Here is a 24,608-nt window from a genome sequence, read left to right on the forward strand (position 1 = left end):
CTCATGTTTGTGTACCAATACCTTGCTGTGACAGCGAGGCATTGGTACATTTAGAACAATTTTTGTCTTCTATATTTTTGCAGGATGAGCGAAGAGTATGTTTAAGAAACTTCGTGGCATGTTTTCTAACGATCTATCTATCGATTTAGGTACAGCCAACACTCTAATTTACGTAAAAGGGCAAGGAATTGTCCTTGATGAACCTTCTGTAGTTGCTATTCGTCAAGATCGTGTAGGTTCTGCAAAAAGCGTTGCTGCAGTCGGTCACGCAGCAAAACAGATGCTTGGTCGTACACCTGGCAACATTTCCGCTATCCGCCCAATGAAAGACGGCGTAATCGCTGACTTCTACGTAACCGAAAAAATGCTTCAGCACTTTATCAAGCAAGTGCACGATAACAGCATCCTAAAGCCAAGCCCACGTGTTCTTGTTTGTGTTCCTTGTGGTTCTACCCAAGTTGAGCGTCGCGCAATTCGTGAATCAGCACTTGGTGCTGGTGCCCGTGAAGTTTACCTAATCGACGAGCCAATGGCGGCGGCAATTGGTGCTGGTTTACGCGTATCTGAGCCGACAGGTTCAATGGTGGTCGATATCGGTGGTGGTACAACTGAAGTTGCCGTTATCTCTCTAAACGGTGTGGTTTACTCATCGTCTGTACGTATCGGTGGTGACCGCTTTGATGAAGCTGTGATCAACTACGTACGTCGTAACTACGGCAGCTTGATTGGTGAAGCAACGGCTGAAAAGATCAAACACGAAATCGGTTCTGCTTACCCAGGTGATGAAGTTCAAGAGATTGAAGTTCGCGGTCGTAACCTTGCAGAGGGTGTGCCACGAAGCTTTAGCTTGAACTCAAACGAGATCCTAGAAGCGCTTCAAGAGCCGCTATCTGGCATCGTATCAGCAGTCATGGTTGCACTAGAACAGTGCCCACCAGAGCTTGCTTCAGACATTTCTGAAAACGGTATGGTACTAACCGGTGGTGGTGCACTACTTAAAGACCTAGACCGTCTGCTAATGGAAGAAACTGGTATTCCTGTGGTTATCGCGGAAGATCCACTAACGTGTGTGGCTCGTGGTGGCGGTAAAGCTCTAGAAATGATCGACATGCACGGTGGCGATCTGTTCTCTGAAGAATAAAGGTTTAGGTGAAGCTCATGTCGGGCTTCACCTTCATTTCTGCTCTCTCTGTAATTCAAACATGCTCCATACCTAAAAGTATTTTTAGGTGCCAAGTAAGGCTCAATAATCATGGAAGCAATCAGGTCAAAAACAAGATGAAACCGATTTTCGGCAGAGGTCCGTCTCTGCAATTACGTCTGTTTTTTGCTGTCATCGTGTCGGCGAGCTTAATGCTGGCCGATAGTCGTCTAGATACGTTTTCCAACGTTCGATACCTACTAAACAGTATGGTTGCACCGATTCAGTACGCAGCGAATTTGCCTCGTAGTATGTTCGATGGCGTATTTGAACGTTTTAATTCTCATCAGGCATTGGTTGAAGGCAATCGCAGCTTAAAGCGAGAAGTGCTACGCCTGAAAAGCGAGCTTATCTTGCTCGACCAATATAAAGAAGAAAACCAACGCCTACGTAAGTTGTTAGGATCTTCATTTGTCCGTGATGAAAAGAAAGTCGTGACAGAAGTAATGGCGGTGGATACTTCACCTTATCGTCATCAAGTGGTGATCGATAAAGGCCGTATTGATGGTGTTTACGTTGGTCAGCCTGTTATCAACGAGAAAGGCATCGTTGGTCAGGTTACGTTTGTCGCAGCGCACAACGCACGTGTTCTGCTGCTAACGGACGCGAAAAATGCAATTCCTGTCCAGGTGATCCGCAATGATATCCGAGTGATCGCATCGGGCAATGGTGAAATGGATGAAATCCAACTGGAGCACATTCCAACCAGCACAGATATTCAGGTTGGTGATTTATTGGTGACATCCGGTTTAGGTGGTATTTACCCTGAGGGATACCCAGTCGCGACGGTTACCAATGTGGATCACGATACGCGTCAAGAGTTCGCTTCAATCAAGGCTGAGCCGGTTGTGGAGTTTGATCGCTTACGCTACCTACTGCTGATTTGGCCGAATGAAGACCGTCAACACAAAGTACTGCGGTCCAATGTAGATGAAGGGTTAGAGCAAGAACAAGAGGTAACCGATGGCCAATAATGTATTGAGTAGCCGAATGGTGATTGGCGTCAGTTTCTTCGTTGCGCTGGTACTGCAAACCATTCCATGGCCAGGTGTGTTAGATGTGTTACGTCCGTCATGGTTGTTCCTTGTCACGTGTTATTGGGTGTTGGCACTACCACACCGAGTGAACGTCGGAACTGCGCTAGTGTTGGGCTTATTGTGGGATATCTTGATCGGCTCAACGCTTGGAATTCGTGGCATGATGATGTCGATCGTTATCTACCTCGTGGCGCTGAATTTCCTGTTGATTCGCAACATGGCTTTGTGGCAACAGTCGATTTTAATTGCCTTTTTTACTGCGTTATTGGAAGTTCTGATATTCTGTGGGGAATATTTGAACCAGGACGTAGTATTTAATCCATTATCTCTGTGGACGGCGGCAATAAACTGTATACTTTGGCCATGGATGTTTTTATTAATGCGACGAGTTCGTCGTGCATGGCACGTAAGGTAAAGCGGTGAAGAAAAGCTTATCTCTCGTTCTCGCATCGGGTTCTCCGAGAAGAAAAGAGCTGCTTGCTCAACTGGGTTATGATTTTGAGATCGTATTGCCTGATGTTGAGGAAGCCAAACAGGCTCATGAGCAAGCACGAGATTACGTGTTGCGTCTTTCTTTGGAAAAAGCTCAGGCAGGCTTAGCGTTGGCTAAGCCTGATTCCGTTGTATTGGGCTCTGATACGGTCGTAGTATGCGATGACCGTGTGCTAGAAAAACCAAAAAGTTTTGAAGATTCAAAGCGTATGCTTACTGACTTATCGGGTCGTCGTCATCAAGTGATGACTGCGGTGAGCGTTGTATCATCGGAACAACAACATTCAGTGGTCGTTACCACTGACGTGTGGTTCAAACCACTGACTCACGAAGAAATCGAACAATATTGGCAGTCAGGAGAGCCATGCGATAAAGCTGGAAGTTATGGTATTCAGGGACTCGGAGGGCGATTTGTCACCCGAATCGAAGGCAGTTATCACGCTGTAGTAGGCTTACCTTTGTTCGAAACCGATCAGCTAATTCAAGAATTTTTATAATTGTTTTGAGGTGTGCACATGAGTGCAGAATTGCTGCTTAACGTGACCCCGAGTGAAACTCGTGTGGCCATGATTGAAGGTGGAGTACTACAAGAAATACATATCGAGCGCGAATCGCGTCGCGGTATTGTGGGCAATATATACAAAGGCAAAGTAAGCCGAGTGTTACCAGGTATGCAGGCGGCTTTCGTCGACATTGGTTTAGATAAAGCGGCATTTTTACATGCGTCAGATATTGTTCCTCATACCGAATGTGTGGCAGAAAACGAAAAACAGCAGTTTCAAGTCCGTGATATCTCTGAGCTGGTACGCCAGGGACAAGACATTGTTGTGCAAGTGGTCAAAGATCCGCTCGGCACAAAAGGTGCGCGTTTAACGACGGATATCACCTTACCTTCGCGTTATCTTGTTTTTATGCCGGGGGCCAGCCATGTCGGTGTTTCGCAGCGTATTGAAAGTGAAAAAGAGCGCGAGCGTTTGAAAAAGGTGGTGAACCATTACTGCGATGAGCACGGTGGTTTTATCATTCGTACCGCGGCAGAAGGCGCTGATGAAAAAGAGCTATCTCAAGATGCGGCATTTCTAAAGCGTTTGTGGCTAAAAGTCATGGAGCGTCGCTCAAAATACAAAACGCGTTCAACACTTTACGGTGAACTCGGCTTAGCTCAACGCATTCTGCGTGACTTTGTTGGCACAGAGCTCGATAAGATCATGGTCGACTCCCGCCTTGAATACGAGAACCTGAAAGAATTCACTTCTGAGTATGTACCGGAGTTAACAGATAAGCTTGAGCTTTACGAAGGTGACAAGCCAATCTTTGACATGTACGACACCGAAAACGAAATTCAGCGTTCTTTAGAGCGCAAGGTCGAGCTAAAATCGGGCGGCTATTTGATCATCGATCAAACCGAAGCCATGACCACCATCGACATCAACACGGGTGCATTTGTTGGTCGTCGTAATCTCGAAGAGACTATCTTCAATACCAATATAGAGGCAACGCAAGCTATTGCGCGTCAGCTACGTTTACGTAACCTCGGCGGTATCATCATTATTGATTTTATCGATATGGCATCCGAAGAGCATCGTCAGCGAGTACTTACCTCACTGGAAACGGCGCTGGCGAAAGACCGAGTAAAAACCAACATCAACGGCTTTACCCAGCTTGGCTTAGTTGAAATGACGCGCAAGCGCACACGAGAAAGTATTGAACATATCTTGTGTTCTGGCTGTCCTACTTGTGAAGGCCGTGGCAGCGTGAAAACGGTCGAAACCGTATGCTTTGAGATATTACGCGAGATTACTCGTGTGAACCGTGCTTACGACGCCGATAATTTTGTCGTGTACGCATCGCCGTTTGTTGCTGAAGCGCTATTGGGCGATGAGTCTCATGCGTTGGCAGAGCTCGAAGTATTTATTGGCAAGCAAGTGCGAGTTCAGGCTGAACCCCTGTACATTCAGGAACAGTTTGACGTCGTAATGATGTAATTTGGAACATTTGTGAATTCTGGTGTTAACCGTTTTGGGCGTTTTTGTGCGTGGAGTTTAGTTACTGTATTGGTGTTATTAGCCATATTAGTAACCACGCTTCGCGTCACACTGCCGCAACTTAACCATTTCCAAGATGAGATCAAAACCTGGGTCAAACAAGGCACAGGTTTTGACGTTTCTATTGCTAATGTCGCAGGGACGTGGCGCAATAATCATCCCTCAATTGCGTTACTGGGTTTAGAGGCAAATCTACCAAACGTGCAAGATGCACGCTTCGCTGTTGAAGAAGTCCAAATTGAGTTCGACCTTATTCAATCTCTTTTTCAACTTAAACCTGTAGTTGCAGACCTTACCATTCATAACCTCGCTTTAGACATTCACACGGTAGACATTCTGCCGACTTCTCATCGTCAAGATCCGAAGCCTGAAGTGGATAAGAGCGAAGTGAAACTCATTGACCAACTCGACTCACTTCTTTTACGTCAGTTCGAAGACTTCACTATTAGCGATTCACGGATTTGGTATAAGTCGGTGTCTGGTGAAACTCGCCGTTTAGATATTGAGCAGCTTCGTTGGAGCAATCAAGGGAAACGTCACGTAGCCGAAGGCACGGTTAGCATTGCCGATGTTCGCCTGAACTCATTGTTAGTAAGCGCTAACTTTAAAGATCATGGCTCGTTGCGCGATGTATCTGGTGAGTTTTACGTGAGTGCTCAAGATGTCTCGGTCACACCTTGGCTGACCACTTACATGCAAGAAGAGTCAGGAGCAGAGTCGGGTAAAGTCAGCTTAAATACTTGGCTAACGCTCAAACATAGCCAACCGCATGATGCTTATGTTGAATTGCTGCCTTCCGAGTTGGTGTGGAATGAAGATGGACATCATGAGCTGTTTATTGAGTCTGGAATTTTCAATCTTCGACCAGATAAACAAGGCTGGAAAGTAAATGGTCACTCACTTCAGATCAGAACCGATAATACCCCTTGGCCAGAGCTAGACGTCGCGTTTGATTGGCAACCAAACGGCTGGATGCTTAATCTCTCTCAACTCGACATAGAAGCACTCATTCCGCTCATCAAGCTGGCTCCAGAGTCAGAGTCGACCAGTGACCTTATTAACAAACTAGCACCGAAAGGTCGGGTCGAAGATGTCCGATTGTCAATGAACGGTGGTTTAGACACCTTACGCTACTCGGCTGAACTGGATGAACTCGCGATGACACAATGGGAGCTCCTACCCGGGTTTCATCACGTACAGGGCAGCGTATCGGGGGATGTGAATCAAGCTAAAGCAAAAGTCACCGTCATTGATGATGTCTTTCCGTACGGCGATGTATTCCAAGCTCCGCTGAATATCAAACAAGGTGAAGTCGATATTATCTGGCAGCAAGATGATGCGGGTTGGCGTTTGTGGGCGGATAAAGTGACGGCAGCAACGCCTGATCTTCAAGTCTTGGGGGCATTCCGTCTTGATTTTCCAAAAGAACAAAGCCCATTTTTATCGTTCTATGCCGAAGCGGATCTCTACAACGCGGGTGAAACATGGCGCTATCTACCGACTCTGGCACTTGGGCAAGACTTGACCGACTATCTTTCGACCGCGATTCAGGGTGGAAAAGTGAACACAGCAAAATTGTTGTGGTATGGCGAGTTAGGTGATTTTCCTTACAAAGAACATAATGGCATGTTCCAAGCTTGGGTTGGATTAAAAGACGCGAAATTTAGCTTTGATACGGCATGGCCAACCATCACGGATTTGCAGCTAGACTTGCTGTTTGAAAATGATGCCATGTATTTGGATTCAAAATCAGCCACACTAAATGGCGTTCATGCCAAGCGTATCACTGGGCGAATCCCTGAGTTGGCAGAAGGTGGACACATCGAGATTGAAGCGAAAGCAAGCGCGCCGGGTAATGAAGTCCGTGACTACATGATGGCGACGCCATTAGTGGATTCAGTCGGTGCCGCATTGACAGCGCTGCAAGTGAGTGGGCCCGTTTACTCTGAGTTTCAACTCAATATACCGTTTGATTTTGAGAAAGAGTCTCGCGCTTGGGGTTATGCCGATTTAACAGAAAATCGTGTTGATGTTGAAGCGCCGCCAATGACGCTTGAAAACGCCACAGGGCGTATCACCTTCGACAATGATGTGGTTACCACATCGGGTTTGTCGGCCGAATTATTACAACAGCCTATCTCTCTTGATTTCCATGGAGAGAGTGCGGAGCAAGGCTACAACGTGACAATTAATACACTAGGAGATTGGGATGTCGAGCCTCTCAAACCCTATGTCGGTGAGCGTTGGTTAAACCTTGTTTCTGGCCATGCGCCGTGGCAAATGGACATTGACTTGCAACTCAATGATGTTGGTTTCACTTATCAGCTTGAAGTGCTGGCGCAGCTAAATCGTCTGGCTAGTCAATATCCTTATCCTTTAGCGAAACAAATTGGCGAGTCTGGGCAAGCGAAACTGCAAGCATCCGGCAACCAAGAGAGTATTTCAGCAAGACTACAGATCCCAAATGTGAAGTATCAAACTGAGATAGATATCGCTGGCGATGTCCCGGTTCTGACTGCGACTCATTTAATGGTTGGCAAAGGTGGCTTCCGGATTAGTCCTATTGTCGGGCACGATGCTTCGGTGCGTGTCGAAGAACTGAATTTAGACCAATGGGCTGAGCTTGCGCAGGTCTCTGAGAGCAAGCCTTCATCGTCTGTTTTGGCAAGCATGAAAACGCCGACCATTCCATTGCCGACACGCATTGAAGTTGAAACGCCAAACTTACAGCTCGGTGGGATTGAGTTTCATGATGTGGATTTTTCAGCAAGCAAGAAAAATTTGAGTTGGCAACTCGATGTGGACAGTCAAGAGGTTAAAGGGAAAGCTAACTATCTGAAACCCTATGATCTATCGGTCTCTTTTGAGCACTTGCATCTGTACATCCCAGGGTTTGAAGAGATGACCAAAGAGCGCAGCTCAATCTTTGCGAGTGAAGATCAAAACGCACCTTTGATTACCAATTTTGACCGCAAGTTTCACGCTGAGATGCCAAACTTAACTTTGAACATTGATGATTTTTGGCTGCAAGGCTACAAAGTGGGCAAAGTGAATGTTGATTTGCAGCGTCGCCAGAACCGCTTGGAGTGGAAAAATATCACCTTTAGTAGCGGCAAAAACCGCATTGATATGAGTGGTTGGTGGGACCTGACGAAAGAGAGTAGTCATTCCAACTTAACCATGAAAATGAAAGGTGATAACAACACCGATCTTATGGAGCGCTTTGGTATTACATCAGGCATTCAACAAGCACCATTTGAGATCAATGCCAATATGGAATGGGACGGCGCACCTTGGTCAATGAAGACACAAACCTTGCAAGGAAACGTCTCAACGGAATTTGGTAAAGGCGTGATCAGTGAAGTTAGTGGTGCGGCACGCTTGTTAGGCTTGTTTAGCTTGGATTCTATCATCCGTAAGATGCAGCTCGACTTTACCGACGTATTCGATAAAGGCATGGCATTCAACTCGATCACGGGAACGGGCAAAATCCAAGACGGTGTGTTTATCACCAATGATATTGTAATGGATGCGTTAGCAGGGGAAATGCAAATCCGCGGCATCGCTAATATGAACAGCAGAATGGTTGATGCGGAAGTGAAATTCACACCAGACATCACATCAGGCCTACCAATGCTGACCGCGTTTGCCGTTGCGCCTCAAACTGCTTTGTATGTCTTGGCCATCTCTACGGTGATATCTCCGGTGGTTGAGGTCTTCACTCAAGTCAATTATGAAGTGAAAGGCCCACTAGATTCACCAACGGTGAAAGAAATTTCGCGAAGTAAAGGTGAATACAAGCTGCCAGAAAAACTGCGTGAACAGGCCAAATAACTCACCGAATATAATGGAATAGGGAGGAAACACATGGAGCGTGTTGGCATTATTCAAATGACTTCGGGTCCGGATATTAACGCGAATTTGGACTTCATTGAAAAACAGTGTGCTTTAGCGAGCAAGCAAGGTGCCAAACTTGTTCTTACTCCTGAAAATACAGTGCTATTTTCCAGTCGCGAAGCTTATCATCAACATGCAGAGCCACTTGGCAGTGGCATGATTCAACAGCGGCTCTGTGAAATCGCCAGAAAGAACCAGTTAACGCTGATTGTCGGAAGCATGCCCATTCAAACCGCAAAAGGTGTCACCACCACAACACTTGTATTGCCGCCGCACGGTAAATGCATTGCTCACTATGACAAACTGCATATGTTTGATGTCGACGTAGCCGATGGTTATGGTAGTTATCGTGAGTCGGATACGTTTATGGCGGGTAATCAAATAGTCGTTGCGGAAACTGATATCGGCAGTGTTGGATTGAGCATTTGTTATGATTTACGTTTCCCAGAACTTTATAAAGTATTGCGTCAAGAAGGGGCGGATATCATTGTGGTGCCCGCTGCGTTTACCGCTGTGACGGGGCAAGCTCACTGGGAAGTATTATTGCGAGCTAGAGCGATTGAGGCACAATGTTGGATTTTGGCAAGCGGACAAACTGGAACGCATCCATGTGGACGAAAAACATGGGGACACTCGATGGTCGTTGACCCTTGGGGACGTATCCATAAGCAGCTTCAGGATGAAGTAGGCTTATTGGTGACAGAGATAGATTTGTCACAAAGCCAACAAGTAAGGCAGAATATGCCGCTGACTCAACACAGTCGCTTTCAAAATGAATTGAGACGGAAATAAAAGAGCTAACTATGAGCACAAACCAAATAGAACAGGCACTCCTTGCCCCAAATGGTCTGACAGAACAAGACATTGCTGACACGCTTGCCAGCATTGCTACGCGCCAGATCGATTATGCGGACATTTACTTTCAGTCCAGCTGGCATGAGTCTCTGGTTCTAGAAGATAGCATCATCAAAGATGGCTCTTTTAACATTGATTGTGGTGTTGGTGTCCGTGCAGTAACTGGCGAGAAAACCGGCTTTGCCTACTCTGATCAAATCCAGCCTGAAGGCCTGAAGCAGAGTGCAATGGCGGCGCGCGGTATTGCTCAGCAAGGGCAGAATGGTAAAGTCCAAGCGTTTAAACGCACCGAAAACCAAGCGTACTACGCCGCTGTGAATCCACTAGCTGAATGGGAAAAGCAGCAAAAAACAGAATTGCTCAAATCTCTAGATGCTTACATCCGCACTAAAGAACCATTGATTAAAGAAGTCTCGATCAGCATCAGCGGTGTGCATGAGCAGATGCTTGTTGCGGCAACAGACGGTACTTATGCAGGCGATATTCGTCCTTTGGTGCGTTTGTCTATTAGCGTGCTCGCACAAAAAGGCGAACGACGTGAACGCGGTAGCGCTGGTGGCGGCGGCCGTTTCGGTTACGATTTCTTTTTAACGGAAAGCAATGGTGTGAAACAAGCTTTTCATTACGCAGACGAAGCGATTCGCATGGCGTTAATCAACCTTGAAGCAGAAGCAGCACCAGCTGGCATGATGCCAGTGGTATTGGGTTCTGGCTGGCCTGGCGTGTTGCTACACGAAGCGGTAGGTCATGGCCTAGAAGGTGATTTTAACCGGAAGGAATCTTCGGTTTTCTCTGGCAAAATGGGTCAACAAGTGACGTCTTCGCTGTGTACCATCGTCGATGACGGCACGTTAAAAGACCTTCGTGGTTCACTGAATGTGGATGATGAAGGGGTAAACGGTCAGTACAACACGCTTATCGAGAATGGTGTGCTGAAAGGCTATATGCAAGACAAGCTAAACGCGCGGCTCATGGGTGTAAATCCAACGGGTAACGGTCGTCGTGAGTCGTATGCACACTTGCCAATGCCTCGCATGACCAACACCTACATGCTTCCAGGTGAACATACGCCAGAAGAAATTATCTCGACGGTCGAGAAAGGTTTGTATGCGCCAAACTTTGGTGGCGGCCAGGTGGACATTACTTCGGGTAAGTTTGTGTTCTCTGCATCCGAAGCATACTTGATTGAAAACGGTAAAATTACGCGCCCTGTTAAAGGTGCGACGTTGATTGGCTCAGGTATCGAAGCAATGCAGCAAGTGTCTATGGTCGGTAACGACTTAAGTATCGACAAGGGCGTTGGCGTATGTGGTAAAGCAGGTCAAAGTGTGCCGGTTGGTGTTGGTCAGCCGACCTTGAAGCTGGACTCACTGACAGTGGGTGGCACTGAGTAACTCAGTCGAATCGTTATAAAAAGAGCGCTCATTAGAGCGCTCTTTTGCTTTGTGAGTCGGTGTCAATTACAGGTTTTCTTCAGCAAATTCCGCCAAGCGGCTACGAACCACACCGTTGAGGTGAATATTTGCGCTGCCTTCAAAGTTCTTGAAGCGCTCAACCATGTACGTCAATCCTGATGTCACTGGGGTGAGGTAATGAGAGTCAATCTGCGCCAAGTTACCGGAGCAGACGATTTTGGTTCCTTCGCCACAGCGGGTAATGATGGTTTTGATTTGTGATGCAGTGAGGTTTTGACACTCATCAAGCAGTACAAACGCATTTTGAATCGAACGGCCACGCATAAAGTTGATCGATTTAAATTGAATGTTGGCTTTATCGCAGATGTACTTCAATGAGCCTTCAGTGCAGTGATCGTGTTTATGTAGTGCTTCCAAGGTATCGGTCACCGCCGCTAACCACGGCATCATTTTCTCCTCTTCGGAGCCGGGTAAGAAGCCGATGGATTCACCGATATCTGGCGTGTTACGTGTTACGATAATTTTATCGAACATGCTTTTTTCAATGGTTTGCTCCAATGCTGCTGCCATTGCCAGTAATGTCTTACCACTACCCGCTGCACCCGTTAGAATCACCAAGTCAATTTCTGGATCGAGTAAGGCATCTAACGCCATTCCCTGGTAGATATTTTTAGGTGTGATGTCCCAAGCCTTACGATGCATTAGACGTTCGCGGCTCAGGTCGAGAAGCGTTAGCTTGTCTTCATTGATGGTTTCTACGCGACCAGCAAAGTCACTGTCTTCATCAATAACGTATTGGTTGATAAAGGTTGGGTCGAAGGGTTCGCGACTGAGTTTGTGGTAAGTTTTTCCGCCCAGTGCATAGCTTTCTACTTCCTCAATACCGCTCCAGAAATCACCTTCACGCAATTGAAAGCCTTTGGTTAGGTATTGAATGTCGTCAATCAGTTGGTCGGTTCTATAGTCCTCAACAAAGCGTACACCAGCCCCTTTGGCTCGCAGACGCATGTTGATGTCTTTCGTGATCAGTACCACTTCACGTGGTGCACGTTTATTTTGCAGATAAAGCACCGCGTTGAGAATACGGTTGTCACCGGCCTTGTCGGCGAAGGCTTTGACGGTTTCCTGCAGTTCAAAATCCGCCAAAATGGAAATGGTACCTTGGTCGGGGTTGTCTTTAGAAACAGGAATACCTTCAGAGATTTCATCTGGCGTTGCTTCTTTAAACAAATCTTCCAAGGTGCGAATAGCTACGCGCGCATCTCTTGCAACGTCGCGCTTGCTGTCTTTGATTCGGTCGAGTTCTTCCAACACGGTCATGGGGATAACGACATCGTGTTCTTGGAAAGAGAAGATGGCAAAGGGTTCATGAAGAAGAATGTTGGTATCGAGTACAAACAGTTTCCGATCGGTATCGCCCATAGCGTCTCCTTGCCGTAGTACGGCTCTGCATGCGAGTTGTTAGGTCGTTTCCAAATAGGTGTGAAGTGACCTAACTCTGATTGCTTGCAATAGAGGTTGTCGGGCTGATGTCGGCTAGTGTGCAACCGAGTAGCAAGACAACTTACTGCAAACCCGTGTTGATCCTAATCGTGTACTAACGCGCTTAAATCATATGCAATGGTTTTAAACGCCCCTCATTAGAAGTATACGTAATATTTACGTTCTACAACTTAATAATTGGCTTGAGTATTTTACAATTTGATTGCATTTAGAGTTTGGGAAAAAAAGTTTCTGCTTGGTGCGGTTTCGGCGTGACCTAAATCACAGCTTCAAGTAAGATTAGCGACCTTTTTCTGCGTATAGGCTACGTCCGATTTATCATGTTGAGCTGGCTTAAAAAATACTCAGTTCATACTGAAATGACGAATGCTATCGGCATAGCAGAAGCCAGAATCAGATCTAAACTATTATCCATGCCCACGGGCATGAGTAGACCAACAAGAAATACGAATCAAGAACTAATAACGAGGTAGTCAATTCATGACATTTGCTTTGGGGCAGCGCTGGATTAGCGATACGGAAAGCGATTTAGGTTTAGGTACCGTTGTAGCAATGGATGCTCGTACTGTGACATTGATGTTTGCAGCGTCAGAGGAAAACCGAGTTTACGCACGTAACGATGCACCTGTTACCCGAGTCACCTTTAATGTTGGGGATGTCATCGATTGCCAAGAAGGTTGGTCTCTAAAAGTAGAAGAAGTACTGGAAGATGAAGGTCTTTACACCTATTTCGGTACTCGTGAAGACACGCAAGAAACCGCTGTTGTTCTGCGTGAGATTTTCCTTAGCAACCAAATTCGTTTTAACAAACCTCAAGATAAGTTGTACGCCGGTCAAATCGACCGTATGGACAACTTTGTTCTGCGTTACCGTGCGCTAACCAACCAGTTTGAGCAGCATAAGAGCCCAATGCGTGGCCTATGTGGTATGCGTGCAGGTTTGATCCCTCATCAGCTTTACATCGCGCACGAAGTTGGCCGTCGTCACGCGCCACGCGTCTTGTTGGCGGATGAGGTAGGTTTGGGTAAAACCATCGAAGCGGGCATGATCATCCACCAACAAGTTCTGTCTGGTCGTGCCGAACGCATTTTGATTGTGGTGCCTGAAACACTGCAGCATCAATGGCTGGTTGAGATGATGCGTCGTTTCAATCTGCATTTCTCTATCTTTGACGAAGAGCGCTGTATCGAAGCGTTTGCGGATGCAGAAAACCCATTTGATACTCAGCAATATGTGCTGTGTTCTTTGGATTTCCTACGCAAGAGCCGCAAGCGTTTTGAACAAGCACTGGAAGGTGAATGGGACCTACTGGTTGTCGATGAAGCGCATCACCTTGAATGGAGCCAAGATAAACCGAGCCGTGAATACCAAGTGGTAGAAGGCTTGGCTGAACGTACTCCAGGTGTGTTGCTACTGACTGCAACGCCAGAGCAGCTTGGTCGTGAGAGTCACTTTGCTCGTCTGCGTTTGTTGGATCCAGACCGCTTCTATGATTACGAAGCATTCGTTGAGGAAGAAGAGCAATACGCACCCGTAGCAGATGCGATTACTTCACTCTTTTCCGGTGAAAAGCTACCTAATGAAGCAAAAAACCAGATCACTGAGTTGTTGTCTGAACAAGACGTAGAACCACTTTTCCGCATTATCGAAAGTGAAGCGGACGAAGAAGCTAAAGCGTCGGCACGCCAAGAGCTGATCGATAACTTGATGGATCGTCATGGTACAGGGCGTGTTCTGTTCCGTAACACGCGCGCGGCCATCAAAGGCTTCCCTACGCGTAACGTGCATCTGATGCCAATGGATATTCCACCGCAATACACTACATCAATGCGTGTTGCTGGGATGATTGGCGGTAAGATGAGTTCTGAAGCACGTGCGATGAAGAACCTTTACCCGGAAGAAATTTTCCAAGAATTTGAAGGCGATGACGCGAGCTGGTGGCAGTTTGACTCGCGTGTGAATTGGTTGCTTGAAAAAGTAAAAGAGAAGCGCAGCGAGAAAATCCTCGTGATTGCTTCTCGTGCGAGTACCGCACTGCAATTGGAGCAAGCACTGCGTGAGCGTGAAGGTATCCGCGCCACCGTTTTCCACGAAGGTATGTCGATTCTTGAACGTGACAAAGCGGCGGCTTACTTTGCGCAAGAAGAAGGTGGAGCACAAGTTCTTATCTGTAGCGAAATCGGCTCTGAAGGTCGTAACTTCCAGTTTGCCAACCAACTTGTCATGTTCGACTTGCCATTTAACCCAGACTTGCTTGAGCAACGTATTGGTCGTTTGGACCGTATCGGTCAAAATCGCGATATCGACATTCATGTTCCTTACCTGAAAGGCACATCGCAAGCGATCTTAGCACGTTGGTTCGATGAAGGCCTGAACGCTTTTGCGGAAACCTGCCCAACAGGCCGTGCTGTTTACGATAAGTACTCCGATGATCTGATTGAAATTCTTGCCTCTGGTGATACCAGCACGCTAGATGAGATCATTGAAGCGTCAGCAAAAATGAATAAAGAGCTGAAATCCCAATTGGAGCAAGGCCGTGATCGCCTATTAGAAATGCATTCAAATGGCGGGGAAAAAGCACAACAAATCGTTGAGAAAATTGAATCAACTGACGGCGATACCAATCTGGTCACCTTCGCACTTTCTCTTTTTGACACGATTGGCTTGAATCAAGACGATAAAGGTGAAAACGCCCTGATTGTGACCCCATCTGAGCACATGATGGTGCCAAGCTATCCAGGTCTGCCATACGAAGGAGCGACGATCACGTTTGATCGTGATACGGCTTTATCTCGTGAAGATATGCACTTTATCAGTTGGGAACACCCAATGATCCAGGGTGGTATCGATCTTCTTATGAGTGAAGGGGTGGGGACGTCTGCGGTATCTCTATTGAAAAACAAAGCGTTACCAGTCGGGACTATTCTTCTTGAGTTGATTTACGCGGTAGATGCGCAAGCGCCAAAACGCAGTGGTATCGCGCGCTTCTTACCGAAAACGCCAATCCGTTTAATGATGGACTCGCGTGGTAATGATTTGTCTGCTCAAGTGGAGTTTGAAAGCTTTAACCGCCAGCTCAGCCCTGTAAACCGTCACTTAGGTAGCAAGTTGGTTACGTCGGTACAGAAAGACGTACACCGCTTAATTGAAGCCGGTGATGTTCTTATTGAAGAGAAGGTCGAAGAAGTACGCAAACAAGCTCATCAAGATATGCAGCACAGTTTGAATGCAGAGCTTGAGCGTTTGCAAGCACTGAAAGCGGTGAACCCAAATATTCGTGACGAAGAAATTGAAGCTATCGACGCACAAATTAAAGAGCTTACTGGTTATATCAACCAAGCTCAGGTTCAGCTCGACTCGCTGCGTTTGATTGTGGTGAGCCACAACTAAGTAAGTATTTATTGCTCATTAAAAAAGGTCTTCAGTTGAAGACCTTTTTCTTTATTTACGGTTTAGTTTCTTTATGCGGAATGCATTAATCACTGATAGCTATCTCATTTACATCAACCACTTCCACCAGATAAATACAGCCAAGAAGCCAAACAAGTAAATCAGGCCTGCAATCGACAACCACTTTAGTTTAGGTCCAACAGCCAAAGGCTCAGGTAACTCAGTTTTGCTCACTAAGGTGTAATTTAGCAGAGCAAAGAATGGCGTGGTCATAAAGGCGAGAATCATCGCAAAGTTCAGCATAGGCAATAACGCAGAAGCCCAGAAAACCACAATACCTAATGCAAGTAAGGAGACTACCAGCATGATCGCTGAAGTGGTTTTAGGGTTAGTGTCTGGTTGTGAGCGCAGTAGGCGTTGAGAATCCGAAATAACGCGCGAATAGCCATCAATAACGGTAATCGTGCTGCCAAAGATACAGAAAAACGCAATTACCGCGATTAAGTAACGAGACCATTCGCCAATCGTTGCCGCATATAAGCCAACCAATTGGTGGGAGAAGCCAACGCCAGAGCTTTCAAGCGCAACGCCAGAACCATAAAGCATCAAAGAGCCTAGCGATACAAAGATAATGGCAAGAAACGCCGTGCCAATATAACCGACATTAAAGTCAAATAGAGCAGAGCGGTATGTTACTTCTTGCTGGCTTGATTGGCGTTTTAGCCATGCTGAGGTTAAACAGGAGATCTCTATCGGTGCAGGCATCCACCCCATTGTCACAACGATAAAACCAATAGCCGCAATAGACCAAGGTGACGGCGGCTCGAAGTTGGCCACTTGTTCAACAGGGTTACCAAAGGCGATAGAAACAGCGAGTAAAGTCGCGATGGTTAACACCGACATGATCACTTTAGATAGCGTATCGAGCGCTTTGTAATGGCCAGCAAATAATATGATCAGGCAGGTGACAATCACAATGATGCTGAGTGATGCCATTGATAGTGAAAACGGAATGAAGTAGCCCAGCAAGCTAGCGCTAAACATCAACAAAGCGGCGGTATTGATGACGGCCGATACCACGCTCAGAAATAGAAATAGCCATAGATAAGGCCGACCTAATTTCGCGTAGCCCTCAACCAAGGTCAGCCCTGTCCCCATGGTGTACTGTACGCCCGCTCGGAAAAAAGGGTATTTAAACAGGTTTACGAGCAGAATCAGTGCAGCCAATTGCCAACCATAAATCGCACCAGCCTTGGTTGATGCCACGAGGTGAGAGCCACCGACCGCAGCAGATGCCATTAATATGCCGGGGCCTAGCGAACGAAAAAATAAGGAAAGTTTGGATTGGGGTTTATCTATAACGGCGGAGTCCATTGCTTATTGTCCTTTTTATCTTATGTATCTTTCTAAAGAGATACATACCGCAGTACATGACAAGCTGAGCGATCGCCCTATACTGCGCAACGGTAATGTCTTTTAAATGCTGTGTTTTGATGTATTTATTTTAAGTATTCTTTGCGAATATCATGCTGTGTGCATCTAGCACTCTATTCAGTTATGCGTCTTGTTGTCAAACTAAATTTACAACGTGCTATTTTTAGTTTTTATGCTAAAGGATTGACTTTGTTTTATTGGGTTGAACTTTTCTTCAGAATCCTGCATCTGGGTGCTATTTGGGTATATAATCGCGGCGTTTTTATTTTGTAGAGATCTCCCATGGCAATGCTTGAATATACCCCTCCCACCGACCCTTGGGTTGATATCGTTTTTGAGGATGACGACATTCTGGCAGTGAATAAGCCATCAGGGCTGCTGTCTGTCCCTGGTCGCCTTGCAGAGCATTACGACAGCATGTGGAGCCGCCTCAAAGAGTTGCATCCAGAAATTCAAGTTGTGCATCGCTTGGATATGTCGACATCAGGGTTGATGTTGCTGGCGAAAAACAAACCCGCGGAGCGAGCATTAAAAAAGCAGTTCCAATATCGCCTCACTCACAAGGTGTATTACGCACGTGTTTGGGGGCATGTTGAGTCGCAAGAAGGGAATATTGATCTTCCATTAAATTGTGATTGGCCAAATCGTCCACGACAAAAAGTATGTTTTGACGACGGCAAACCATCTCAAACTTTATTCCAAGTAGTGAAGCGTGAAGTGCACCCTGATGGCACCCATACGACCGTTGTGCGGTTACTCCCCATTACTGGTCGATCGCATCAGTTACGCGTGCATTTGATGGCGATTGGTCATGCGATTGTGGGTGATGAGTTTTATGCAAGCGAAGAGGCGTATCAGTTTTCAGAACGTTTAGAGTTGCACGCTGCGGAGCTAAGTTTTTATCATCCAGCTACGGATCAGCTGAGCAGTATTTTTGTACCCTGTGACTTTTATTCTGAAGCCGAGGCGATGATCTTTAACTATTTTTCGCCAGAGCGTACATTGCCTGATTATAAAACGTTGCCACACCCTTAATGCCAATTGCACTAACAGCGGTTCTTTCTAGTTCGCTATTTTTGGCTATTTCGTTACTGTGGTTGATGTATCCTGTCTTTCAGCCGTGAACAAGGAGTTGTTATGTCTTTGCCAAGCATCGTATTTTTAGATCGAGCGACCATCCCAGAACATATTGAGATCCCACGACCTAGCTTTCCGCACCACTGGCGTGAGTACGACCTAACTGCGCCTGGGCAGGTAATAGAAAGGTTAGCCGATGCCGATATCGTGATTAGCAATAAAGTCCTGCTTGACCAACATGTATTAGAGCAACTACCAAAATTACGGATGATCGCGGTTGCCGCAACTGGTTTTAACAACGTCGATGTGAACTACTGTGCTAATCATGATATTGCGGTTGCTAATGTACGTGGTTACGCGACGCGTTCGGTGCCCGAGCACGTGATGGCAATGTTATTCGCTTTAAGACGGAATTTATTTGGGTACCACCAAGATATTGCCGCAGGTGAGTGGCAGCGTAACCAGCAGTTTTGTTTTTTTACTCACCCAATCGGGGATATTGGTGGTAGCACGTTAGGTGTTGTTGGTAGTGGGTCACTAGGGCAAGCGACGGCGAATCTGGCTCAAGCGTTAGGAATGACCGTCTTGTTTTCTGAGCGTAAAGGGGCGGCAGAATGTAGACCAGGTTATGTGTCGTTTGAGGAAGTATTAAAACGCTCCGATGCGCTGACCTTGCATTGCTCGCTCAACGATCATACTCAGAATTTAATTGGTCAAGCAGAGTTGCAACAAATGAAGTCCAACGCCATTTTGATTAATACAGGGCGTGGAGGTTTGGTGGATGAGAGCGCGCTGGTGGATGCCTTAAAACAGCAAGAAATTGCAGCGGCTGGTTTTGATGTTTTTACACAAGAACCGGCAGATGAGAGCAATCCGCTGATTGCCAATATGAGTTTACCTAATTTGTTACTGACACCGCATGTTGCATGGGGCAGCGACTCATCTATCCAACGTTTAGCGGAAATCCTGATTGAGAACATTAACGCTTTCGAGCGCGGAGACCGCGTTAATCGCTTAGTGTAACGCTGACTGTAAAATCAAAGATAAAAAAAGCAGACATTGACGTCTGCTTTTTGCGTTTAAATCGAATGCTCATTGCTTGAGCCGTCGAATTAAAACTCTTCTTCGTTTAGACCTTTAAGGATCTGAAAGATTTCGCGGTACGCTTTTGCTGGTTTCCCAGCTTTTTTCTCTTTCGCTGCTTGGCGAGCAAGTTGGCGTAGACGCTGACGATCCGCTTCTGGGTACATTTCCATTACGTCATCAATGGCTTTGTCACCTTCTTCCACTACGCGATCACGCAACGCTTCAAGTTTGTGGAATACAGCCGTTAATTGAGAGTGCTTATTACGAATTTTATCCAGTGCGGCTTGGATTGGCTCTGGATCTTCGTAACGCATCAATTTACCGATACGTTGCAATTGGCGACGACGCGCTTCATTTTTAAAGCGTTGCGCGTCAGCAATTGCTTCTCGCAAATCTTCGCTCAATGGAAACTTTTCTAGAACTGAAGGTTTGAGGCCGACAAGCTCCTCACCTAGCTTTTGCAGTTCTTCCATGTCTCGCTTCATCTCGGATTTACTTACCCAGATGATCTCTTCTTCTGGTTCCCATGGCGCTTTTTGATTCTTACGTGCCATTTCAGTTGCCTGTGTTTTGATTAATATTATGACTATTTTAACAAGAATCATGGGGAGAAAGCGAAATTCTTGTTATCCTATTGTTCATCAAAGACAAGATGTGAAAGACAATGGATATTAAACAGCAGGTTGCTGAGCAACGTACCGAGCTAGAGCAAGCCGTCGCAAGAGCCTTAAAGCTTGCATCGGCAAAATCTGACGCCGCCGAAGTCGCAATTACTAAAAGCACTGGTTTAAGTGTTTCAACTCGTATGGGTGAAGTAGAAAATGTCGAGTTCAACAGCGATGGTGCGCTGGGCATTACCGTTTACCGAGGTCAACGCAAAGGCAGTGCTTCCACGTCTGATTTAAGTGAAGCTGCAATCGAGCAAACCGTTATAGCGGCGCTAGATATTGCACATTACACATCTGAAGACCCATTTGCAGGCCCTGCACCGAAAGAATACATGGTGCAAGAGATCCCTGAGCTTGATCTTTTCCACCCTGACGCACCCGATCCAGACTATGCTGCCAATGTGGCGATTGCAGCAGAAAAAGAGGCGCTAAATTATAATAGTGCAATCAAACAAAGTGATGGCGCGAGTTATGATAGTCATTACGGCGTGAAAGTGTATGGCAATAGCCATGGCTTATTAGCTAGTTATGCGTCTAGCCGACATAGTACTAGCTGTTGTGTAATTGGCGTTGGTCAAAACGGCGAGATGGAACGTGATTACAGCTACACCGTGGCACGTCATCGTGATGACTTATGGACCCCAGAAACGGTGGGTCGTAAGGCGGCAGAGAATACGGTTAACCGCCTAGATGCGCAGCGTCTAAAAACAGGTCAATACCCAATCATGTTTGCGGCTGATGTTGCGACAGGCTTGATTGGCCATCTCGTTATGGCGATCAGCGGTGGTAACCTGTACCGAAAATCTTCTTTCTTACTTGACCATCTAGGCAAACAAGTGCTTCCTGAATGGTTCAATATCTCAGAACGTCCGCATGTATTGCGTGGTTTGGCATCAAGTCCATTCGATAGTGAAGGTGTGTACACTCAAGACCGTGAAATCATTACCGACGGTGTACTAGCAACTTATCTGTTAACCAGTTATGCCGCACGTAAAATGAAGATGACGCCGACAGGTCACGCTGGTGGGATTCATAACTGGTACGTGAAGTCGACAGGCCAAAACTTCGAACAAATGCTTAAAGAGCTCGGTACTGGTCTTCTAGTGACAGAAGTCATGGGACAAGGTGTGAACGTGGTAACGGGGGATTACTCTCGCGGTGCCGCAGGCTTCTGGGTTGAGAATGGCGAAATCCAATACCCAGTATCAGAAATTACCATCGCAGGTAATCTAAAAGACATGTTCACCAAGATTGTGGCGGTTGGTAGTGATATTGAAACGCGCTCACAAATCCAAACGGGCTCTATCCTACTGGATACCATGAAAGTGGCGGGTGAATAAGCTTTTCTAGCAATTCAGAATCAAAAAAGCCTGATGTGTTCATCAGGCTTTTTCTGTTAGGTAATCAGTATTGTGGCAAGCCCTAAGAAGACAGATAAACCAATCACATCCGTCACCGTTGTTAATGCCATACCACCAGCTAAAGCAGGATCGATGTTCATTTTTTTCAATAGGATTGGAATCGTTACTCCTGCAATACCTGCGACCAATAAGTTGGTCAGCATGGCGGCGGAAATGATTCCTCCGAGCATCCAGTTACCTTTCCAAGCAACAACAATACCACCAATAATCAGCGCCCACATGATACCGTTGAGTAAGCCGATCGAAGCTTCTTTCATTAACAGTTCGCGTTTGTTTGAGTCACCGATATGACCAAGAGCAAGACCACGAATCACTAGTGCGACGGTTTGGTTACCAGCGACACCACCCATGGACGGAACAATCGTCATCAATACTGCAATGGCCGCCATTTGATCTAATGTGGCCTCAAACATATTAGAAACGGAAGCAGCAGCAAGGGCGGCTAATACGTTAGCGCCAAGCCAGATACTGCGTTTGCGAGCTGATTTTACAACAGGCGCGAAAGTATCTTCGTCATCGTCCATACCCGCCATACTCATCATCGAGTGTTCCGCGTCTTCACGAATAACGTCAACCACGTCATCGATGGTGATACGACCGACCAAATGCAAGTTTTCATCAACAACAGGTGCAGATACCCAATTACGGCGTTCGAACAGACTCGCAACATCTGAGTCGCTAGTATCGACGGTGATGGCCTCGTCCGCGTCTTCCATTACATCAATGATTTTTACGTCTGGCTGAGTGGTAATAAGCGTCGTGATCGGCAGTTCACCGATGAGCTTACTCTCTTCATCGATCACATACAGGGCATCCGTAGCTTCTGGAAGCTCGCCTTTCATACGTAGATAACGCAAAACTACGTCCACATCGACGTCACCACGAATTGTGATGACGTCGGTGTTCATCAGTCCACCCGCAGTGTCTTCTGGGTAGGATAGGGCGGTTTCGACCCGTAGACGGTCAGAGGAGTCCATTTGCGACAGGACTTCGCGTGACAGGTTGTCAGGCAAGCTACGCAGTACGTAAGCCACGTCATCGGTATCCATGCCTTCTGTCGCTTCTGCAAGCGCTTCTGGTGCCATTTTGGATACGAGGCTGTCTTTGACATCTTCGTTCAGCTCGTCAAGGATTTCACCATAATCTTCAGGGTCGGTGAGTTGCCAAAGAACTTCACGGCTCTTCCGTGGGGAGGCTTCTAAAAGGTGAGCGATATCCTCAGGTTCCATGTCCTGTAATTGACGACGAACATGGACGAAGCGACCATTTTCTAGCGCTTCTGTGACTTCTTGGAGGGCTTGGTGAGCTTGGTCGAATTCAATTTGCTCTGCCATTCATTCCTCCCAATTCCTGATATTTACAATGCGTTGAATAATAACTTAATTCTAGGCGCCTTTTAATAACAACTTATGATACTAAGCAAATTTATTTATTAGGTCAGGGAAGAGAAAGATAATGGGAGGTAAGAAAAAAGCGAGTAAACTACTCGCCTTCATCAAATTTATCTTCGATCAAGTGGCAAACGGCATCCAGTGCTTCTTCCGCTTGCCCACCCGTTGCGTGGATCGTGACGTATTGTCCTTGAGCGGACTCTAGCATTAACAGGCCCATTACGCTGTCTGCTGTGGCGGTTTTGTCTTCTTCATTGTCGATGGTGATGACCGCTTCAAAGCTCTGTGCCAGTTCGACCAGTTTGACTGCTGCACGAGCATGTAAGCCAAGGCGGTTTTGAATCAATACTTTACGACTTAACTCCACGGCTACTCCTTAGCGTTTTTCTCTAGTGAGGTATGGCGAATTTGTACTTGGTGTCCTTTGTTGGAGAAGTATTCACCGATTTGCTGAGTTAAGTACACCGAGCGGTGCTTACCACCAGTACAACCGATTGCAACGGTCAGGTAGCTGCGGTTGTTTTTCTCAAGCAGAGGTAACCAATTCTCTATAAAGCTTTCAATTTGATATTTCAAACTTAACACCGATTGGTGTTGCTCTAAAAATGCGGCGATAGGAGCATCCAGACCTGTAAGCGGGCGTAGTGCTGGTTCCCAATGTGGGTTAGGTAAGAAGCGAACGTCGAATACGTAATCGGCATCGGAAGGCAGGCCGTATTTAAAACCAAAAGACTCAAATACCATAACGAGCCCTTTGCGATCTCTGCCTTCAACGCGCATACGCACGGTTTCACTCAATTCATGCAAAGACTGCCCACTACTATTTAGGACCAGATCTGCATGCGCTTTGAGTGGCGTCAAAATTTGCTTCTCACGCTCGATGGCTTGATCGAGCGAGAGGGAGGTGCCACCTAAAGATAACGGGTGAATTCGGCGTGTTTCGCTGTAGCGTTTGAGTAGCGTTTCTTTATTAGCGTCCAAGAAAAGCACGGTCACATCAAGCTCAGTTTTTAACTGTTCTAGTGTACTCGTCAGTTCTTTTAGCTTTTTAGGAATATTACGAATATCAATACTGACTGCAACATTCTGTTTGCTGTCAGCAACAGAATGAACAAATGCGTCCAGCAAGTTAACTGGCAGGTTATCAACACAGTAGTAACCTAAGTCTTCCAGTACACGAAGCGCAATACTTTTACCGGCACCTGAGTGCCCGCTAACAACGATTAGTCGCATGGAGTTAGTCCTGCTTATTGGTGAATCATGATGTCGTAAAGTTCTTCATCACTCTGAGCATTACGCAGTAGTTTTAATACTTGCTTATCGCTCAGACGTTCTGCCATAGAGGATAGAGTCTTGAGGTGCTCTTTGCACTGTTCTTCTGGTACAAGGAGCGCAAAAAGAAGATCGACAGGTCGATTGTCAATCGCATCAAATTCGATTGCTTCATCACATTGCAGTAAGACAGCAATGGCCTTGTCGCTTGATTGCATTCTCGCGTGAGGGATCGCAATACCGTTTCCGATACCGGTACTGCCCATTTTTTCTCTATTGAGCATGCATTCGAACAGCTCGGTAGAATCTTGGCCCGTTTGATCAGCCACGATACGGCTGATCATTTCAAGGGCGCGTTTTTTACTCGTGCAGTGGACCGCACTTTTGGTGCAGTCCAATGACAGTATTTCGCTCAGTTGCATGA

Annotated in this window: 19 protein-coding genes; 12 read left to right on the forward strand and 7 right to left on the reverse strand. The window is 46.4% G+C overall.

Annotated features, from left to right (window positions below; all coding sequences use genetic code 11):
- Window positions 1-97 precede the first annotated feature (97 nt).
- The 8 genes from R7P74_RS19045 (at window position 98) to tldD (ending at window position 10,921) form a co-directional block, all read left to right on the forward strand.
- On the forward strand, window positions 98-1,141 hold the full coding sequence (locus R7P74_RS19045) for a rod shape-determining protein (RefSeq protein ID WP_005381144.1): 1,044 nt from the start codon (window positions 98-100) through the stop codon (window positions 1,139-1,141).
- Between the two features lie 137 nt (window positions 1,142-1,278).
- Window positions 1,279-2,175: a rod shape-determining protein MreC gene (mreC, locus tag R7P74_RS19050; protein WP_005381142.1), complete on the forward strand. Its 897-nt coding sequence runs from the start codon at window positions 1,279-1,281 to the stop codon at window positions 2,173-2,175.
- Complete coding sequence (gene mreD, locus R7P74_RS19055; protein ID WP_005381141.1) at window positions 2,165-2,653, forward strand: rod shape-determining protein MreD; 489 nt, start codon at window positions 2,165-2,167, stop codon at window positions 2,651-2,653. The genes mreC and mreD overlap by 11 nt, the downstream gene beginning before the upstream one ends.
- Before the next feature lie 4 nt (window positions 2,654-2,657).
- A complete protein-coding gene (locus R7P74_RS19060) occupies window positions 2,658-3,227 on the forward strand; it encodes a Maf family protein (protein WP_017821310.1) in 570 nt (189 codons plus the stop codon).
- 18 nt (window positions 3,228-3,245) lie between these two features.
- Window positions 3,246-4,715, forward strand: a complete 1,470-nt coding sequence (gene rng, locus R7P74_RS19065) for a ribonuclease G (RefSeq protein WP_005381138.1) — start codon at window positions 3,246-3,248, stop codon at window positions 4,713-4,715.
- 12 nt (window positions 4,716-4,727) lie between these two features.
- The gene (locus tag R7P74_RS19070; protein ID WP_225474132.1) at window positions 4,728-8,609 is read left to right on the forward strand and encodes a YhdP family protein; all 3,882 of its coding nucleotides are present in this window, start codon (window positions 4,728-4,730) and stop codon (window positions 8,607-8,609) included.
- A gap of 33 nt (window positions 8,610-8,642) precedes the next feature.
- On the forward strand, window positions 8,643-9,464 hold the full coding sequence (locus tag R7P74_RS19075; protein ID WP_137282388.1) for a carbon-nitrogen hydrolase family protein: 822 nt from the start codon (window positions 8,643-8,645) through the stop codon (window positions 9,462-9,464).
- A gap of 11 nt (window positions 9,465-9,475) precedes the next feature.
- The gene (tldD, locus tag R7P74_RS19080; protein ID WP_005381134.1) at window positions 9,476-10,921 is read left to right on the forward strand and encodes a metalloprotease TldD; all 1,446 of its coding nucleotides are present in this window, start codon (window positions 9,476-9,478) and stop codon (window positions 10,919-10,921) included.
- A 66-nt stretch (window positions 10,922-10,987) separates the two neighbouring features.
- Here the strand turns inward: tldD and R7P74_RS19085 are convergent, their stop codons facing one another.
- Complete coding sequence (locus R7P74_RS19085) at window positions 10,988-12,364, reverse strand: PhoH family protein (protein ID WP_005381133.1); 1,377 nt, start codon at window positions 12,362-12,364, stop codon at window positions 10,988-10,990.
- A 561-nt stretch (window positions 12,365-12,925) separates the two neighbouring features.
- Here R7P74_RS19085 and rapA point away from each other — a divergent pair.
- The gene (rapA, locus tag R7P74_RS19090) at window positions 12,926-15,835 is read left to right on the forward strand and encodes an RNA polymerase-associated protein RapA (protein WP_005388434.1); all 2,910 of its coding nucleotides are present in this window, start codon (window positions 12,926-12,928) and stop codon (window positions 15,833-15,835) included.
- Window positions 15,836-15,943: 108 nt separating this feature from the next.
- On the opposite strand, the gene R7P74_RS19095 is transcribed toward rapA, so the two are convergent.
- Window positions 15,944-17,209, reverse strand: a complete 1,266-nt coding sequence (locus R7P74_RS19095) for an NRAMP family divalent metal transporter (RefSeq protein WP_005381130.1) — start codon at window positions 17,207-17,209, stop codon at window positions 15,944-15,946.
- 342 nt (window positions 17,210-17,551) lie between these two features.
- On the opposite strand from R7P74_RS19095, the gene R7P74_RS19100 reads away from it, so the two are divergent.
- Together R7P74_RS19100 and R7P74_RS19105 are read left to right on the forward strand one after the other, a co-directional pair.
- On the forward strand, window positions 17,552-18,304 hold the full coding sequence (locus R7P74_RS19100) for a pseudouridine synthase (protein WP_053303451.1): 753 nt from the start codon (window positions 17,552-17,554) through the stop codon (window positions 18,302-18,304).
- 102 nt (window positions 18,305-18,406) lie between these two features.
- Window positions 18,407-19,369: a D-2-hydroxyacid dehydrogenase gene (locus tag R7P74_RS19105; protein ID WP_104975636.1), complete on the forward strand. Its 963-nt coding sequence runs from the start codon at window positions 18,407-18,409 to the stop codon at window positions 19,367-19,369.
- Between the two features lie 89 nt (window positions 19,370-19,458).
- On the opposite strand, the gene yjgA is transcribed toward R7P74_RS19105, so the two are convergent.
- A complete protein-coding gene (yjgA, locus tag R7P74_RS19110) occupies window positions 19,459-19,986 on the reverse strand; it encodes a ribosome biogenesis factor YjgA (protein WP_005381124.1) in 528 nt (175 codons plus the stop codon).
- 110 nt (window positions 19,987-20,096) lie between these two features.
- Between yjgA and pmbA the strand changes: the two genes are divergently transcribed.
- Window positions 20,097-21,440, forward strand: coding sequence for a metalloprotease PmbA (gene pmbA / locus R7P74_RS19115; protein WP_025767615.1), 1,344 nt, complete (start codon window positions 20,097-20,099; stop codon window positions 21,438-21,440).
- Between the two features lie 56 nt (window positions 21,441-21,496).
- On the opposite strand, the gene mgtE is transcribed toward pmbA, so the two are convergent.
- The 4 genes from mgtE to ptsN form a co-directional block, all read right to left on the reverse strand.
- Window positions 21,497-22,855 (reverse strand): magnesium transporter, encoded by a 1,359-nt coding sequence (gene mgtE / locus R7P74_RS19120; RefSeq protein ID WP_005381121.1) that lies wholly within the window; start codon window positions 22,853-22,855, stop codon window positions 21,497-21,499.
- A 148-nt stretch (window positions 22,856-23,003) separates the two neighbouring features.
- Window positions 23,004-23,279 (reverse strand): HPr family phosphocarrier protein, encoded by a 276-nt coding sequence (locus R7P74_RS19125; protein WP_005381120.1) that lies wholly within the window; start codon window positions 23,277-23,279, stop codon window positions 23,004-23,006.
- Between the two features lie 2 nt (window positions 23,280-23,281).
- The gene (gene rapZ / locus R7P74_RS19130) at window positions 23,282-24,145 is read right to left on the reverse strand and encodes an RNase adapter RapZ (RefSeq protein ID WP_054577138.1); all 864 of its coding nucleotides are present in this window, start codon (window positions 24,143-24,145) and stop codon (window positions 23,282-23,284) included.
- Window positions 24,146-24,159: 14 nt separating this feature from the next.
- A complete protein-coding gene (gene ptsN, locus R7P74_RS19135; protein ID WP_005381116.1) occupies window positions 24,160-24,606 on the reverse strand; it encodes a PTS IIA-like nitrogen regulatory protein PtsN in 447 nt (148 codons plus the stop codon).
- Window positions 24,607-24,608: the final 2 nt, after the last annotated feature.

This window comes from Vibrio sp. 2033 (assembly GCF_033339735.1).

Excerpts from the sequence above, each read along its gene's own strand:
- R7P74_RS19095 (WP_005381130.1), bottom strand. The coding sequence starts at position 17,209 with ATGGACTCCGCCGTTATAGATAAACCCCAATCCAAACTTTCCTTATTT.
- rng (WP_005381138.1), top strand. The coding sequence starts at position 3,246 with ATGAGTGCAGAATTGCTGCTTAACGTGACCCCGAGTGAAACTCGTGTG.
- tldD (WP_005381134.1), top strand. The coding sequence starts at position 9,476 with ATGAGCACAAACCAAATAGAACAGGCACTCCTTGCCCCAAATGGTCTG.
- mgtE (WP_005381121.1), bottom strand. The coding sequence starts at position 22,855 with ATGGCAGAGCAAATTGAATTCGACCAAGCTCACCAAGCCCTCCAAGAA.
- pmbA (WP_025767615.1), top strand. The coding sequence starts at position 20,097 with ATGGATATTAAACAGCAGGTTGCTGAGCAACGTACCGAGCTAGAGCAA.
- R7P74_RS19045 (WP_005381144.1), top strand. The coding sequence starts at position 98 with ATGTTTAAGAAACTTCGTGGCATGTTTTCTAACGATCTATCTATCGAT.
- mreD (WP_005381141.1), top strand. The coding sequence starts at position 2,165 with ATGGCCAATAATGTATTGAGTAGCCGAATGGTGATTGGCGTCAGTTTC.
- yjgA (WP_005381124.1), bottom strand. The coding sequence starts at position 19,986 with ATGGCACGTAAGAATCAAAAAGCGCCATGGGAACCAGAAGAAGAGATC.
- R7P74_RS19100 (WP_053303451.1), top strand. The coding sequence starts at position 17,552 with ATGGCAATGCTTGAATATACCCCTCCCACCGACCCTTGGGTTGATATC.
- R7P74_RS19105 (WP_104975636.1), top strand. The coding sequence starts at position 18,407 with ATGTCTTTGCCAAGCATCGTATTTTTAGATCGAGCGACCATCCCAGAA.
- ptsN (WP_005381116.1), bottom strand. The coding sequence starts at position 24,606 with ATGCAACTGAGCGAAATACTGTCATTGGACTGCACCAAAAGTGCGGTC.
- R7P74_RS19075 (WP_137282388.1), top strand. The coding sequence starts at position 8,643 with ATGGAGCGTGTTGGCATTATTCAAATGACTTCGGGTCCGGATATTAAC.
- rapZ (WP_054577138.1), bottom strand. The coding sequence starts at position 24,145 with ATGCGACTAATCGTTGTTAGCGGGCACTCAGGTGCCGGTAAAAGTATT.
- rapA (WP_005388434.1), top strand. The coding sequence starts at position 12,926 with ATGACATTTGCTTTGGGGCAGCGCTGGATTAGCGATACGGAAAGCGAT.
- mreC (WP_005381142.1), top strand. The coding sequence starts at position 1,279 with ATGAAACCGATTTTCGGCAGAGGTCCGTCTCTGCAATTACGTCTGTTT.
- R7P74_RS19085 (WP_005381133.1), bottom strand. The coding sequence starts at position 12,364 with ATGGGCGATACCGATCGGAAACTGTTTGTACTCGATACCAACATTCTT.